This is a genomic window from Streptomyces sp. NPDC043952, from assembly GCF_056435325.1.
Window position 1 is genome coordinate 92866 of record NZ_JBWKES010000017.1, and the last position, 14522, is coordinate 107387.

Here is a 14522-nt window from a genome sequence, read left to right on the forward strand (position 1 = left end):
TCACACCCTCTTCGCACATACCGGGGCGCTCCCGGCAGCTGACTGTTCGTCGGGTGAGTGATGCCGCGGGCGGCGCGGAGGTAGGGAGAGGTGCGGGCGATCGTGGTCACTGGGTGAAGAAGGACGCCGGGTGCCGGGGGTCCGCGGCGCAGACGAAGAGGCCGCCGTGGCCGCCCCGGCCGACGGTCATGCCGACCGGCTCGCGGGCCGGGTCCCTGGCCCCGTCCGCCGGTCCGTGTCCGCGTTCCTCCAGGGGCCAAAACCGGTGCGGCGCGCCGTCGGGCCCCCACGCGCCGAGCTCCCACTCGGCGGTGTCGAACTGGAGGAACAGCTCCAGCGGGGCGCCGCACGCACCGCACTCCAGGGCGTCCGGCCGGTCCGTCGTGCACCAGTTCAGGAAGCCGCCGAGCTTGTGGCCGGGGACGGTGGTGAGGTCGTCGGGCAGGCCCCGCTCCGCCAGCCAGGCGCGGAAACGCTCGGCGAGCGGGGGCGGCAGCTCCTCGTCGCCTGGGTAGTCGGTGATCCGCTCCGGGTGCAGGGCGCAGGCGCGCGGGATCATGTCCGGCCCGTACTCCCAGTGTTCCTCGGGGTCCGGCTGCCCGGTGAGCGGGTCCGTGACCGCCGCGGCCCGGCGCCAGTGCAGGCGGCAGGCCTGGCCCCAGCCTTCCGGGTGCGGCTGGTCGTGCCACTCCGGGCACCACAGGAGCTGGACGAGGTCCGTGCCCTCGGGGAAGCGGAGTCCGGGGAAGTCCGCGGCCGTCAACTGGGCCACCGCGACCAGCGGCAGCGTGTACGCGCGGCCGTTGACGTCCCGGTGCTCGGCGCACCGGGGCCACGCCTCGGCGGCCGGCCAGAGCAGCGGCCCGCCGATGTGGCTGTCGTACGGTCCGGGGGTGCCGCGGCGCGGGTGCAGCCGGACGGCGGTGCGGCCGTGCGGCAGCAACTCCGGGAAGTCCCGTGCGGGTTCGACGGCGGACGGCGCGGTGGTGAGCTTCACGCCGGGCAGTCTCCCGGCCGCGGGCCGGTGGGGTCCACCCGGAGGGCCGGCCACCGGGCCGTCGGGTTCGCCCGGCTGGTCAGCCGTCGGTCTGTCGGGTCCGCTCGGAGGGGGCCGCCCGACCGTCGGGCCACCCGGAAAGCCGGCCCTCAGTCCGTCAGGTCCACCCGGATGGTCAGCAGGTCCGTCCCCAGGGCCCGTACCGCCGTGCTGTTGAGCCGGGGCAGTCCCCGCAGCCGGGCCCGTGGGTCGTCGTCCGGCAGCAGATGGGCGGTGCCGTGGTGCCACCGTCCCGCGATCCGCACCCGGACCCGCGGATCGGCCTCGATGTTGCGCACGTACTGCGACCGGTGCCCGAACTCCGACACCAGCCAGAACGCCCCGCCGACCCGCCGCCCGCCCACCGGCGTCCGCCGCGGCACCCCGGACACCCGCCCGGTCGTCTCCAGCACGGTCTGCAGCGGGAGCCGCCGGATCAGCGGATTGAGCCGGCGCTGGAAACCGGTCACGATGCGGTGCTTGCGCTGCTTGCGGTCTGCTCGGCCGGTCATGGCTCCTGAACCTCCTGCGGAATCCTGCGGGGCGGCGGCTGCCCGGCCCAGGATGCCCCAACCGCCCGCCCCGCCGGCACCGGAACCGCCGGGTCAGACCTCCCCGAGGAAGACCGGGTTGGTGAACGCCGCCAGCGCCCCCGGCACCGGGCCCGCCGCCGTCTCGTGCCGCACCTCGGCGCGGACGTACGCCGCGTACGAGGGCGTCGTACGCCATTCGACCGTGCCCGAGCCCGACACCGGCAGCGGATCGCCGGTGACCAGGGTGCCCTCGTCGGTGACGAGGCGGAGGGTGCAGCGCGGGGCGCCGGACACGTCGAGGCGGACGGTCACCGGGGTGTCCGCGGCGACGGCCAGCCGCTCGCCGATGCCCGCCTGCCGGCCCCGGCCGCCCGTGGCCGTGAGGGAGACGGTCACCTTCCCGGACTCGGCGACGTAGCAGCGGCCCGCCCGGATGCCCTCCTGGACGGCCTCGCGGGTCAGGTCGTCGGCGAGGACGACGGTCTGCGGGAGGCCCACCGCGTCCGGGTCCCGGTGGGCGTCGCTGTTGCCCATCGCCGGGAGCCAGCGGCGGCCCTGGCGCACCGAGGCGACCAGGAGGTTGTCCCACTCGGCCAGGGTCGCCTCGTCGTCGGGCGTGTAGGGGCCGTTCCACACCTCGACGGCGTCCGCCTCGGCGAAGCCGAACTTCCAGCCGCAGCCGACGCAGGTGGCGTGCGGATGGGCCGGGACGACCAGCCCCCCGGCGCGGCGGATGTCGCGGGCGAAGCGGGCCCAGCGGTTGTCGCGGGCCCGGTAGCGCCAGTCCACGAAGGTGCCGGGCTCGGTGCCGAGCGCCACCACATGGCCGTTGCGGGTGGTGATCTCCTCGCCGAGCATGATCAGCAGATCGTCGCCGGCCGCGTCCGCCCAGTGCGGGTGGGACGCATGGGTGTTGTGGTCCGAGGAGTTGATGAAGTCCAGGCCCGCCGCCCGCGCGAGGGCCGCGATCTCGGCGGGGGTGCGGCGGCCGTCGGAGTACCAGGAGTGCAGATGGCAGTCGCCCCGGTACCAGGCCCGCCCGCGCCCCTTGGCACGGGAGGGCGGGTACACCGGGCGGGGCGTCTCACCGGGTTCGCCATAGGTCAGGGTGATCGTCAGCTCGTACGACAGTCCTTGTGGCGCCACCGTGTAGGGGCCCAGCGCGATGTGCCAGGTGCCCGCGCGCACCGGTCCCGGCACATAGCCCGGTGTCGCGTCGTCGGCCCGTACGAAGAACTCCGTGCGGGCGCCGCCCGACCAGCCCCGGAAGCCCTCGCCGCCCAGTTCGGTGCCGCGCTGGTCGAAGAGGCCGATGTCGAGCGCGTTGCCCTGGGTGCCGGCCGGGACCGGGGGCCTGTCGTAGGTGTAGGAGACCCTCAACTCCCGCACCCCGGCCGGTACCTCGACCGGGACGTACACGAAGTCGGGGGCGCCGGGCGGCAGGGTGCCGCGCACCGTCCGGGTCTCCTGGCGCTGGCCGTCCGCCGCCGCGAAGCTCACGGTTCCCAAGGTAAGGGCGGCGGCGGCGCCGGTCACGAACAGCGCGCGCCTGGCGATTCCCGAGGCGTGATCGTGCGTGTCGTCACACATGGGCCTCATTGTGCGGGCCGGACGTGAACTCCCCCGGACCAAAAGGAGACCGGGCCCGGAGCAATCGGGGGAGGCCCCCGCCCCCGCACAGCACAGCCGCCCCTCGTCCCGCATCCGTCCTGATCACCCCGTACGTATCGTGGAGTCATGACGACTCCCGCGACCCCCGGACCCGGCCGCCCCACCGAGAACTCCATGCGTCGCGCCCTCAAACGCGCCCGTGACGGCGTCGCCCTCGACGTCGCCGAGGCCGCGGTGCTGCTCCAGGCGCGCGGCGAGGACCTGACCGCCCTCGCCGCCTCCGCCGCCCGTGTGCGCGACGCGGGCCTGGAACAGGCGGGCCGCCCCGGTGTCATCACCTACTCCAAGAGCGTCTTCATCCCGCTGACCCGGCTGTGCCGGGACAAGTGCCACTACTGCACCTTCGTCACCGTCCCCGGCAAGCTCCGCCGGGCCGGTCACGGCATGTTCATGTCCCCGGACGAGGTGCTCGACATCGCCCGCAAGGGCGCCGCGCTCGGCTGCAAGGAAGCCCTGATTACCCTCGGCGACAAGCCCGAGGACCGCTGGCCCGAGGCCCGCGAATGGCTCGACGCGCACGGCTACGACGACACCATCGCCTACGTCCGCGCCATCTCCATCCGCATCCTGGAGGAGACCGGACTGCTGCCCCACCTCAATCCGGGTGTCATGAGCTGGACCGACTTCCAGCGCCTGAAGCCGGTCGCGCCGAGCATGGGCATGATGCTGGAGACCACCGCCACCCGCCTGTGGTCCGAGCCCGGCGGCCCGCACCACGGCTCCCCGGACAAGGAACCGGCCGTACGGCTGCGGGTCCTGGAGGACGCCGGCCGCTCCTCCGTCCCCTTCACCTCCGGGCTGCTGATCGGCATCGGCGAGACCTACGAGGAGCGCGCCGAGTCGCTGTTCGCGCTGCGCAAGGTCTCCCGCGCCTACCACGGCATCCAGGAACTGATCATCCAGAACTTCCGCGCCAAGCCGGACACCGCGATGCGCGGCATGCCGGACGCCGAACTGGACGAACTGGTCGCCACCATCGCCGTCGCCCGGCACATCATGGGCCCCGCCGCCTGCCTCCAGGCCCCGCCGAACCTGGTGGACGCCGAGTACGAGCGGCTGATCGGCGCCGGCATCGACGACTGGGGCGGGGTGTCGCCCCTGACCATCGACCACGTCAACCCCGAACGCCCCTGGCCGCAGATCGAGGAGCTGGCCGAGCGCTCCCGCACCGCCGGCTTCGAACTGCGCGAACGGCTCTGCGTCTACCCGGAGTTCGTGCGCCGCGGCGAGCCCTGGCTGGACCCCCGGCTGCGCCCGCACGTCGCCGCCCTCGCCGACCCGGAGACCGGCCTCGCCCGCCCCGACGCGCTCCCCACCGGCCTGCCCTGGCAGGAGCCCGAGGACACCTTCACCCCCACCGGCCGCACCGATCTGCACCGCACCATCGACACCGAGGGCCGTACGAGCGACCGCCGCGACGACTACGACGAGGTGTACGGCGACTGGGACGCGCTGCGCGAGGCGGCCGCCCCCGGCATGGCGCCGCAGCGCATCGACACCGATGTGCGCGAGGCCCTGCGCACGGCCGCCGACGACCCCACCCGGCTGACCGACGCCGAGGCCCTGGCCCTCTTCCACGCGGACGGCCCGGCGCTGGACGCGCTGTGCCGGATCGCCGACGACGTGCGCAGGTCGGCGGTGGGCGACGACGTGACGTACATCGTCACCCGCAACATCAACTTCACCAATGTCTGCTACACCGGCTGCCGCTTCTGCGCCTTCGCCCAGCGCCGCACCGACGCCGACGCCTACACCCTCTCCCTCGCCCAGGTCGCCGACCGCGCCCAGCAGGCGTGGGACGTCGGCGCGGTCGAGGTGTGCATGCAGGGCGGCATCCACCCCGACCTGCCCGGCACGGCGTACTTCGACATCGCGAAGGCGGTCAAGGAGCGCGTCCCCGGCATGCATGTGCACGCCTTCTCCCCGATGGAGGTGGTGAACGGCGCCACCCGCACCGGCATGTCCATCCGCGAGTGGCTGACGGCCGCGAAGGAGGCGGGTCTCGACACCATCCCCGGCACGGCCGCGGAGATCCTGGACGACGAGGTCCGCTGGATCCTCACCAAGGGCAAGCTGCCCACGGCCACCTGGATCGAGGTCGTGAAGACGGCCCACGAACTGGGCATCCGCTCCTCCTCCACGATGATGTACGGCCATGTCGACCAGCCCCGCCACTGGCTGGGCCATCTGCGCACGCTGGCCGGGATCCAGCGGGAGACCGGCGGCTTCACCGAGTTCGTCACCCTCCCCTTCATCCACACCAACGCGCCGGTCTACCTCGCCGGCATCGCCCGCCCCGGCCCGACCACCCGCGACAACCGCGCGGTGACGGCCATGGCCCGCCTCCTGCTGCACCCCTGGATCCCCAACATCCAGACGAGCTGGGTCAAACTGGGCACCGAGGGCGCGGCGGAGATGCTCCGCTCCGGCGCGAACGACCTGGGTGGCACGCTGATGGAGGAGACGATCTCCCGGATGGCGGGCTCGTCGTACGGCTCGTACAAGTCCGTCCGCGACCTGGTGGCCGTCGCGGAGGCGGCCGGCCGCCCGGCGAAACCCCGTACGACGCTCTACGGCGAGGTCCCCCAGGAGCGGCAGCGGGCGGCCACCGCCTCCGACGGCCACCTCCCGGAACTGCTCCCCGTGCTCGACTGAGCTCCCGGTACGCGGTGCGGGGGCGACTGAGTACGATGATCCGACCCCCGGACCGTGTGGGGGACCCATAGCGGAGGAGATGCGTACCCGTGGCTGCCCGACTGCCCTCCTGGGCCTGGGTCTCCGGCCTGACGGTGGGGGCGACCGTGGCCGTCGTCGCCCTCGCCGTGCAGGCGGACCACGGGCCGCATCCCACCGCCGCGAGCGTGCGGCCGGGCATATCGGCGTCGGCGAGCCCTCATGGCCCGGCCAAGCCGAAGCCGCCGGCGGGGCCGCCCGCGCTGCCGGCGGACTCGGGGGACGGCCGCAGGATCGTGTACTCGCTCGGGGCGAAGCGGCTGTGGCTGGTCGACGCGACCGGCAAGGAGATCAGGACGTTCGGGGTGTGGCCGGGCACGGTGACCCTGCCGCCCGGCCGCTACTCGATCATCAAGCGCACCCAGTCCATCACCGGCTCGGACGGCGTTCCGATCGAGCACATCATGTACGTGGCCATGGTCGACGGCGTGAACATCGCCTTCTCCAACGCCCTGGACGGCGCCTCGCCGCCGCCGGCCCAGGGCAAGAAACTGGGCGGCATCCGCATGCGCAAGCAGGACGGCGCCGCCCTGTGGGCCTTCGGTGATCAGGGCACGAAAGTGGTCGTGGTCAAGTAGGTCGAGCAGGGTCAGGAAGCGGGGGAGTCCTTGGCGCCGCCCGGCAGGTGGTTGACGATCAACGCCACCCCGGCGAGCAGGAAGACACGGGTCGCGGAGTCCTCCCCGTTCCACGCCTTCGCCTGCCACATCGCGAACCACTCACCGCCGATCGCGATGAACCCGGCGCCGAACAGCAGCAGGAGCATCAGCAGCCCATAGGTGGAAACGCGCCGCGCGAACGCGTCGTCGCGCCGCGCCGCCCACAGGTACGTCCCCCAGATCAGGACCAGCGCGGCCACCGTCTCCCACGCGATGATCAGGACGTAGGCGGTGTCCTGCAGGGCGGTGCTGGTGATCGCCCGCCACATCAGATCGTGGTCCTTGAAGGTGCTGTCCATCGCCAGTACATGCCGCACGAACTGCTGGTTCGTCCCGAAGTCCGTGATGTTGCCGAACGCGACGAGGGCGATGTACAGCGCGAGTATCCCGGTGAGCACACCGGCGGCCAGTCTGTGACTGGAGTGACGCTTGGGGTCGGTGGTGGTCATGGCTGAATTCTCCCCTGGCGGCAGACCAATTGACGCACTGCCATTGCGCCATCATGGAGAGGCGGTCCGCACCGCCCCCGGAACCGACCGCCCCCGCCTGACGGTTGTGGAGTCGGCCCGGGGCGCGATCCAGGCGCGTTACGCGGAGTGAGCCGCGAACGCCACGAACTCCGTCCAGCTGGCCTCGCCGACGGTGAGCCGGGCGCGGTCCTTGTCCTTGGAGTCACGGACGTGGACGGTGGCGGGCGCGACGGCCACCTCGACGCAGTCGGGGCCTTCGTTGCTGCTGTAGCTGCTCTTGAACCAGATCAACGCGCGGGTGGTCACGTCTCTTCTCCCAGCACTTTTTCGATGAATGTCTCGGCTCGGGACGCGATTTAGTCGCGCTACGCGGAGTGAGCCGCGAACGCCACGAACTCCGTCCAGCTGGCCTCGCCGACGGTGAGCCGGGCGCGGTCCTTGTCCTTGGAGTCACGGACGTGGACGGTGGCGGGGGCGAGGGCAACTTCGACGCAGTCGGGCTCGTCGTTGCCGCTGTAACTGCTCTTGAACCACGGCAAAGTGGTCATGCTAGGTCTCCCAGTACTTTCTCGATGAAGGCCCGCGACTCCCGAGGCGAGAGCGCCTGCGCCCGGATCATCCCATAGCGCATCTCAAGGATCCGAACGTCCGCGGTATCGCTGATCACCCGACCGTTCAGCTGGCCCGCCGTGTATCCGATGGTCTTGCCGTCACGGAGTTTCAGCACCCGGAACGGACCGCTCAGACCTGCGTGGTCTTCCCGATCGGTCGGCATCACCTGGATCTTGACGTGCCGAAGCTCGCTGATCTCCAAGAGGTGTTGGACCTGCCGTCGTAGTACCGATGGACCGCCGATGGGCCGCCGCAGTGCCAGTTCTTCCTGCACGAAGGTGATCAAGGGCCGAGGCGTGCGGTCGAAGACGGCCTTCCTCGCCATGCGTGCGCCGACGAGACGCTCGATCTCGTCATCGCTATAGGCGGGTTGACGCATCGCGTACAAGGATTGCGCGTACTCCTCCGTCTGGAGCAGGCCGTGGATCTGGAGACCGGCGTAGGCCCCAAGCTCCACGGCCTCGTCCTCCAACTTCTTCAGATCCCGGACGCTCTTCGGATACCGGGCCTTCTCCACGTCCTCCTTCATCGCGGACAACTTCCCACCCGCGCCGACCGCTTCGTCGGTCGCGTCCAGGAACTCGGGCTTGGGAGATCGCCGTCCGCGTTCCACGGACGAGACCATCTCCTCGCTGTACCCGATACGCGCGCCCAACTCCCCCTGCTTCAGCCCGGCGGCCTCACGCCACAGCCTGATCTGCCGCCCGACCGTTTTGAGTACGGCCGCGGCCTCTTCGTCCTCCATGTTCACCCTCCGTGTGTCCCATGTCACGCCCAGGCTAGGGAGAGACCGCATGCCGGATGGCCGGATCGGAGGAAATCACCTTCGGGAGCTCATCCTGGACGGTGTCGAAGCGGTCGGCGGTGGACGTGAACGAGCCGTGAGGGTCGCCCTCGTCCGCCGGGGACCGCTCGTACGGTCGATTAGAGTGCGGACCGTCGTGCGGGCGGACGGTGCCTGAGGAGGGTCTGGGTGGCGACGACGACCGGTGCCGTCTGGGGCCGTGCCGAGCAGCAGGACTTTCGCAGCAGGGTGCGCGGCACCCTGCTGGGCGGCGCCCTGGGCGACGCGCTCGGCGGGCCCGCCGACACCCTCACGCTGGAGGAGATCCGCGCGGCCCACGGCCCCGAGGGGCTGCTCGACCTCGCCGCCGGGCACGGGCGGCGCGGCACCATCACCCACCACACCCAGCTCACCCTGTTCAGCGTGGACGGGCTGATCCGCGCGCAGGTGCGCCGCGACACCGGCGCCTGGCATCCGCCGACCGACCTGCACCGGGCGTATCTGCGCTGGGCCGCCACCCAGCGGGACTGGGGGCCGGACGAGCGGCGCGCGGAGGACGGCTGGCTGGCCCGCGAGGAGTGGCTGTACGCGCGCCGCGCGCCGAGCCGGGCGCTGCTCATCGGCTTCGGCGACGCGCACATGGGCACGCTGGACAAGCCCAAGAACCCGGCCGAACAGGGGCCGGAGGCGGTCGCCCGCTCCGCGCCCTTCGGGCTGCTGGTCGGCTGGGAGCCGCAGCTCGTCGTCCAGCTCGCGGTGGAGTGCGCCGCGCAGACCCACGGCCACCCGGTCGGATACCTCTCGGCGGGCGCGTACGCCGTGATCGTGCACGGACTCGCCCGCGGCGAGAGCCTGGACGGCGCCGTGCAGGGGGCCCTCGCCCTGCTCGCCGTCCGCCCCGGCCACCAGCCGGTCTCCGACGCCCTCCAGCACGCGCTCGGCGCCGTACGGCAGGGCATGCCGAGCCCCGCGCGGGTGGAGGAACTGGCCGGCGACGGCACGGCCGACGGGCTGCTCGCGGCGGCCGTCTACTGCGCCCTGGTCGGCGAGGACGTACGGCACGGCCTGTGCCTCGCCGTCAACCAGAGCGGCCCCTCCGCCGCCGCCGGCGCCCTCACCGGCGCCCTGCTGGGCGCCCTGCACGGCGAGACCGCCCTCCCCCCGGCCTGGATCGCCGAACTGGAGGGCCGCCCCACCATCCTCGAACTGGCCGACGACTTCGCCATGGAGATGACCCAGGGCCCCGCACTGCACGGCCCGGCCGGCTCCGCACCGGGCTGGCTGGCGCGGTACCCGAGGTAGGCGGTGCGCGCGGCAGGCCCCTACTTCAGGGCGTCGGGGCAGGGCGTGCCCCGCGGCAGCTGGTAGGGCGCCGCCAGCCGGTACGTGCCCGCGCGCGGAGCGATCAGCATCGTCCACCGGTCGCCGTTCGCGTCCTGCGGGGTCTCCATCAGGCACCCGTTGACGTTGCGGTACTTCCGCTCCGTGCCCGGCGCCGAGGGGACCGGCTGCGGTGCCTTCAGGCTCTTGCCGTGGGCGTCGACCACGCTCAGCCAGGGGGAGTAGGGGATCCGGATCAGGATGCGGCCGGCCTTGCGCACGTCCAGGGTCATCTCGCCCTGCCCGGCACGGTCCACCCGCGCGTTCGGCTCGGCCAGCGGGGTCGGGTCGGTCACCCGGAACAGCTGCCAGTTGGCGTCGCCCCAGATCTGCGTCAGGTACGGCATCCCGCGTTGCAGCAGCTGCCGCTCGCGCTCGCCGCCGTCCCCGTCCGGGTTGTCCCTGGGCAGCACCACGAAGTGCACGGCCCAGCGCTGGAGCCACTCGTGGTAGTTCGCCGAGTTGAGCGTGTCGTCGTAGAACAGCGGGTTGCGTTCCATGTCGGCCTGCCGGTTCCAGCCGCGCGCCAGGTTGACGTACGGCGCGAGCGCGGACGCCTCCCGGTGCGAACGCGCCGGTACGACCTCCACGCGCCCCCGCTCCGCGCCGACCTTCTGCAACTGGTTGACCAGCGGCGCCAGCTCGTGCGCCCAGGACGCGGCCGGGGTCGTGTGCACGATGTCGTCCACCGACTTGTAGCCGATCCACCCGACGAACCCCAGGAACGCCACCACCGTCGCGTACCACTTGCGCGACTTCGGCACCGTGAACGGCAGCGCCGCGATCAGCGTCGCACCCGCGAACAGCATCGGCAGCCGCGAGATGTTCGAGCCGATCTGCGAGCTGACCACCCACACCGCCACGACCATGACGCTGTAGACGGCCGCCGTCAGCCGGACCGTGATCCACCGCTTCGGCACCAGGAACAGGCAGAGCAGGCCGTACAGCAGCGGCAGGCTCACCGAGCCGAGCGTCATCGGCTGGGTGCCGGAGAAGGGGAAGAGGAAGTACGACGCGGCCACCACCGCCGCCGGGGCCAGCCCGAGCGCCCACGCGCCCGGCCGTCGCTTCTGCAAAAACAGCGCGACCGCGACCAGACCGACGAACAGCCCGGAGACCGGCGAGGCCATGGTGGAGAGCCCGGCCAGCGGGGCCGCCACCGCCGCCTTCGCCCAGCGCTTGTGCCGCCAGCGGTACGGCCAGCAGAACACCGCCGCCACCGCGCCGAGCGCGATCATCGTGCCGAGCCCGAAGGTCACCCGGCCCGACAACGCGTTGCACAGCAGCGCGAAGACCCCGGCCAGCGAGGCCCACAGGGGGTTCTTCACGGCCCGGCTGCGGATCAGGATCAGCGTCAGCAGGCCCGCCGAGACGGTCCCGGCGATCATCATCGTCGTACGGACGCCGAGGACGGCCATCAGATACGGCGACACCACGCTGTACGACACCGGGTGCATGCCCCCGTACCAGGCGAGGTTGTACGCCGAGTCCGGGTGCCGGCCGACGAACTCCGCCCAGGCGTCCTGCGCCGCGAGATCGCCGCCGCTGTTCGCGAACGTGAAGAACCAGATGATGTGCAGTACACCGGCCAGCGCGGTGACCCACAGGACGGGGTGGCGCAGCATGCGGACGCGGAGCGGATCGAGGGGCGCGAGGAGGCGTGCGAGGCGGCCGCTGGGCGCGGGCGCGGTGGCGCCGGCGGCAGCGGTACGGCCGTCCTCGGGGGTGCGGGTGTCCGCGCCCGGCGCATCCCTCACGTCCGTACGACCGCTCGGGCGCCGCGTACGACCCTCCGCGCCGGTGTCCGCCTCAGGCGCGGACAGGCGTATTCGTGGGCCGTTTTCCGGGCCCGGTCCGGCGTCGTCGGCGCGTGTCGGCTCCGCAGTGGCCACCTGAAGGCACTCCCCGTGTCCCGTCTTCTGTTCTCGGCCGTTTCCTTCGGTGTTCCCGGCCGCTTCTCTTCCAGCTTGCGGCCGTGTCCCGGGAACCGGCGACCTGCCCCGATTCGTGACGCTAGCACGCACCCCGCCACGGGGCCCTCGGGTGGGGCGCCGTGACGGGGTGCGCGGGCGTGCGGGGCGGGCGTCAGCCGATGCGGGTGAGCTTCGCGCCGAAGCCGGGCTCGGCCAGATCCCGCTGGAGGGCCACCGGGACCTTGACGCCGGCCGTGGTGCCGTCGCCGACCGTGAGGGTGCCGACGCGGGTGCCGGCCTTCGCGGTGTGCGGGACGGGGTCGGAGGCGAAGGACAGCCTGACCTTCAGGCCCGACCAGCCGACCGCGGTGACGTCCTGGGTGACCACGATCGGGGTCTTGCCGCCGAGCTGGTCGTCCACGTAACCGACGACGTCGCCCTTCTTGAGGATCTTCGCCGAGGTCAGCGCGTGTTCGGCGCCGAGCAGCGCGGTCTTGCTGACCTGGTTGACCGTGTCCAGGATCGACGGCTTGTGCTGGCCGAGGATCGCGCCGACGACGGTCACCGTCTGCCCGCCGACCTTCTGGCGGGCGGCGAACAGGAGGTTGCCGCCGGCCGCGGTGGTGGTGCCGGTCTTGATGCCGATCGCGCCGATCCAGTAGGGGAGCGAGTTGTAGTTCGGCCAGTTCTGGCCGGTGGGGTCGGTCCAGCTCGCGGCGCTGGTGATGGCGACCAGGGCGGGGATCTTCACCACCGCGCGGCCGAGCCTCACCTGGTCGTGGGCGGTGGAGACGGTGGTCTCCTTCAGGCCCGAGGGGTCGGTGTACGTCGTACCGGTCATCCCCAGCTGTTTGGCGGTGGCGTTCATCTTCTTCACGAACGCCGCCTCCGAGCCCGCGTCCCAGCGGGCCAGCAGCCGGGCGATGTTGTTGGCGGAGGGGATCATGACGGCCGACAGGGCCTGCTTCTCCGTGAGGGTGTCGCCGGCGTGGACGGTGTTGAGGGTGGACTCGCCGCTCTTGTTGTAGCCGCCCTCCTTCTCCGCCGTGGCGTCCACCTTGATCTTCGGGCCCTCCTGGCCCGGCTTCAGCGGGTGGTCGCGCAGGATGATGTACGCGGTCATCGTCTTGGCGACCGAGCCGATGGCGACGGGGGTCTGCTTGCCGAAGTTCCCCATCGTGCCGATGCCGTCGCCGTCCATCCAGCCCTGGCCCTCGCCCGGCCACGGCAGGCTCACCGGGCCGCCGCCGAAGGTGTAGGTGTCCTTCGCGGTCAGCGCGAGGGTGGGGGACGGGAGCGGGCGCAGGGTCTGTACGACCGCGAAGATGATCACCAGGAGGAGGACCAGCGGGGTCCAGATCTTGACCCGCCGCAGGACCGTGCGGACCGGGGTCTCCGGGGGCGGCGGGGTGTTGGTCAGCTCCGCGAGGAGGTCGAGCGGGGGCTTGGGGGGCAGCGGCTGCTGGGTGGTGCGCTCGGGGCCGACCTGGGGGACGGCGGTGGTCTCCTCGGCGGGCGCGGGCTTGGGCCTGGACCGGACGTCGTCCTTCAGCGCGACGAACTTGCTGGTGCGCTCGGCGTCGGTCTCGTCCCGCTTGCCCTTGCCGACCTTGAGCATGGTGGTGGGCTGGTCGACCTGGGGGTCCTCGGGGCGTACGGCCTTGAAGACGGTGGTCGGCTGGTCGACGGCGTCGGCGGCCTTGCCCTTGGCATCGGCGCCGCGCTCGGCCGTGGCCTCGGCTTCGCCGTCGGCCGTTTTCCCACCCGCACCACCCGTGCGGCTTTCGTCGTCACCCGCGGGTGGCCCCTGCGGGCCCTCCGCGCCGTCGGCGTCCGCGGGCTCGCCGACGGTCTTCCCGGCCTCGGTCTTCGCAGCTGCGACGGCCGCGGTGCCGGCCGGGGTCTTCGGCCGAGCGTCGGTTTTCGCGCTCGCGTCCGCCTTCGTGCCCGCCCCCGCCTTCGTGCCCGCCTCGTCCGCCAGGGCCTCCGCCTCGGCGTCGGCGGTCTCCGCGTCGGCCTTGGCACGGGCCGCCGCAGCGGTGGCGTCGCGCGCCGGGTTCTTCCCGTCGGCGTCGGTGCCCGCGTCGGCGTCGGCGCCCGCGTCGCCCTTCGAAGCCTTCGCCCCGGCACCGGTCTTCGCCTCGGCACCGGTCTTCGCCTCGGCACCGGCCTTCATCTCGGTGGCGGCCTTCCCGCCAGAGCCGTTCTTCGCGGTGGCGCCCGGCTTCGAGCCCCCGGCCGCGCCCGCCGCCGCCTTGGTGTCCGCCGGAGTCTTCGCGACCGCGCTGTCGGCCTCCGGGGACTTGCGCTCGCCCTCGCTCTTCGTGTCGCCCGTCGAGGACTTCGCCACGGCACCGGTCTCGGAGCCGCTGGCGTCGGCGCCCGCGGACTCCGCCTCCGCACCGTCGTCCACCGGCCCCGAGTCGCCCTCCGCGTCGGAGCCGGCGTCCGCCTCCGCGTCGTTGCCGTCGGCGGTCGCCTCGGCGTCCGCGCCCTCGCCTATCGCCGCGCCCGCGTCGCCCCCGGCGCCCGTCTCCGTCGTACCCCCGGAACCCTCAGCGTCCTTCGCCGGCGCGCCCGTTGACGCCTCCGGGGCGTCCGCGTCGCGTACCCACGCGGCGGCCGCGTCGCGCAGGTCGGTGTCCTCCTCGGCCGCGGGGGTCCGGAACACCTTCGTCGCGGTGTCCGTGCCGCCGTTCGAGGAATCCTTTTGCCCGGCACCACCACCGGT

General features: G+C 72.6%; 12 protein-coding genes. 3 read left to right on the forward strand and 9 right to left on the reverse strand.

The window, feature by feature from the left end:
* Nucleotides 1-106: 106 nt before the first annotated feature.
* The 3 genes from AC069R_RS20685 to AC069R_RS20695 all read right to left on the reverse strand — a co-directional run bounded on the left by AC069R_RS20685 (nt 107) and on the right by AC069R_RS20695 (nt 3159).
* Nucleotides 107-997, reverse strand: coding sequence for a DUF1963 domain-containing protein (locus AC069R_RS20685; RefSeq protein WP_478768280.1), 891 nt, complete (start codon nt 995-997; stop codon nt 107-109).
* A 149-nt stretch (nt 998-1146) separates the two neighbouring features.
* Nucleotides 1147-1548 carry a nitroreductase/quinone reductase family protein gene (locus tag AC069R_RS20690; RefSeq protein WP_478768281.1) on the reverse strand — a complete coding sequence of 134 codons (402 nt, stop codon included), beginning with the start codon at nt 1546-1548 and terminating at the stop codon, nt 1147-1149.
* A 93-nt stretch (nt 1549-1641) separates the two neighbouring features.
* The gene (locus AC069R_RS20695) at nt 1642-3159 is read right to left on the reverse strand and encodes a CehA/McbA family metallohydrolase (protein ID WP_478768282.1); all 1518 of its coding nucleotides are present in this window, start codon (nt 3157-3159) and stop codon (nt 1642-1644) included.
* Between the two features lie 147 nt (nt 3160-3306).
* On the opposite strand from AC069R_RS20695, the gene AC069R_RS20700 reads away from it, so the two are divergent.
* Entirely contained in the window at nt 3307-5895 is a 2589-nt protein-coding gene (locus AC069R_RS20700) for a bifunctional FO biosynthesis protein CofGH (protein WP_478768283.1), read from the forward strand.
* Nucleotides 5896-5984: 89 nt separating this feature from the next.
* Entirely contained in the window at nt 5985-6551 is a 567-nt protein-coding gene (locus AC069R_RS20705) for a L,D-transpeptidase family protein (protein ID WP_478768284.1), read from the forward strand.
* A gap of 11 nt (nt 6552-6562) precedes the next feature.
* Here the strand turns inward: AC069R_RS20705 and AC069R_RS20710 are convergent, their stop codons facing one another.
* From AC069R_RS20710 to AC069R_RS20725, 4 genes are all read right to left on the reverse strand, one after another.
* The gene (locus AC069R_RS20710; RefSeq protein WP_478768285.1) at nt 6563-7081 is read right to left on the reverse strand and encodes a DUF2165 domain-containing protein; all 519 of its coding nucleotides are present in this window, start codon (nt 7079-7081) and stop codon (nt 6563-6565) included.
* A 138-nt stretch (nt 7082-7219) separates the two neighbouring features.
* Complete coding sequence (locus AC069R_RS20715) at nt 7220-7408, reverse strand: DUF397 domain-containing protein (RefSeq protein ID WP_478768286.1); 189 nt, start codon at nt 7406-7408, stop codon at nt 7220-7222.
* Nucleotides 7409-7467: 59 nt separating this feature from the next.
* Complete coding sequence (locus tag AC069R_RS20720) at nt 7468-7650, reverse strand: DUF397 domain-containing protein (RefSeq protein ID WP_478768287.1); 183 nt, start codon at nt 7648-7650, stop codon at nt 7468-7470.
* Nucleotides 7647-8459, reverse strand: a complete 813-nt coding sequence (locus AC069R_RS20725; RefSeq protein WP_478768288.1) for a helix-turn-helix domain-containing protein — start codon at nt 8457-8459, stop codon at nt 7647-7649. Before AC069R_RS20725 ends, AC069R_RS20720 begins: the two co-directional genes overlap by 4 nt.
* A 228-nt stretch (nt 8460-8687) precedes the next feature.
* On the opposite strand from AC069R_RS20725, the gene AC069R_RS20730 reads away from it, so the two are divergent.
* Nucleotides 8688-9800 (forward strand): ADP-ribosylglycohydrolase family protein, encoded by a 1113-nt coding sequence (locus tag AC069R_RS20730; protein WP_478768289.1) that lies wholly within the window; start codon nt 8688-8690, stop codon nt 9798-9800.
* 20 nt (nt 9801-9820) lie between these two features.
* Here AC069R_RS20730 and AC069R_RS20735 read toward each other — a convergent pair whose 3' ends face one another.
* A complete protein-coding gene (locus AC069R_RS20735; RefSeq protein WP_478768290.1) occupies nt 9821-11770 on the reverse strand; it encodes an MFS transporter in 1950 nt (649 codons plus the stop codon).
* A gap of 193 nt (nt 11771-11963) precedes the next feature.
* Entirely contained in the window at nt 11964-14462 is a 2499-nt protein-coding gene (locus tag AC069R_RS20740; protein ID WP_478768291.1) for a D-alanyl-D-alanine carboxypeptidase, read from the reverse strand.
* Between the last annotated feature and the right edge of the window lie 60 nt (nt 14463-14522).

Bases quoted from the DNA above. Each gene is read 5' to 3' on its own strand.
- AC069R_RS20690 (WP_478768281.1), bottom strand. From the start codon at position 1,548: ATGACCGGCCGAGCAGACCGCAAGCAGCGCAAGCACCGCATCGTGACC.
- AC069R_RS20695 (WP_478768282.1), bottom strand. From the start codon at position 3,159: ATGTGTGACGACACGCACGATCACGCCTCGGGAATCGCCAGGCGCGCG.
- AC069R_RS20700 (WP_478768283.1), top strand. From the start codon at position 3,307: ATGACGACTCCCGCGACCCCCGGACCCGGCCGCCCCACCGAGAACTCC.
- AC069R_RS20710 (WP_478768285.1), bottom strand. From the start codon at position 7,081: ATGACCACCACCGACCCCAAGCGTCACTCCAGTCACAGACTGGCCGCC.
- AC069R_RS20720 (WP_478768287.1), bottom strand. From the start codon at position 7,650: ATGACCACTTTGCCGTGGTTCAAGAGCAGTTACAGCGGCAACGACGAG.
- AC069R_RS20725 (WP_478768288.1), bottom strand. From the start codon at position 8,459: ATGGAGGACGAAGAGGCCGCGGCCGTACTCAAAACGGTCGGGCGGCAG.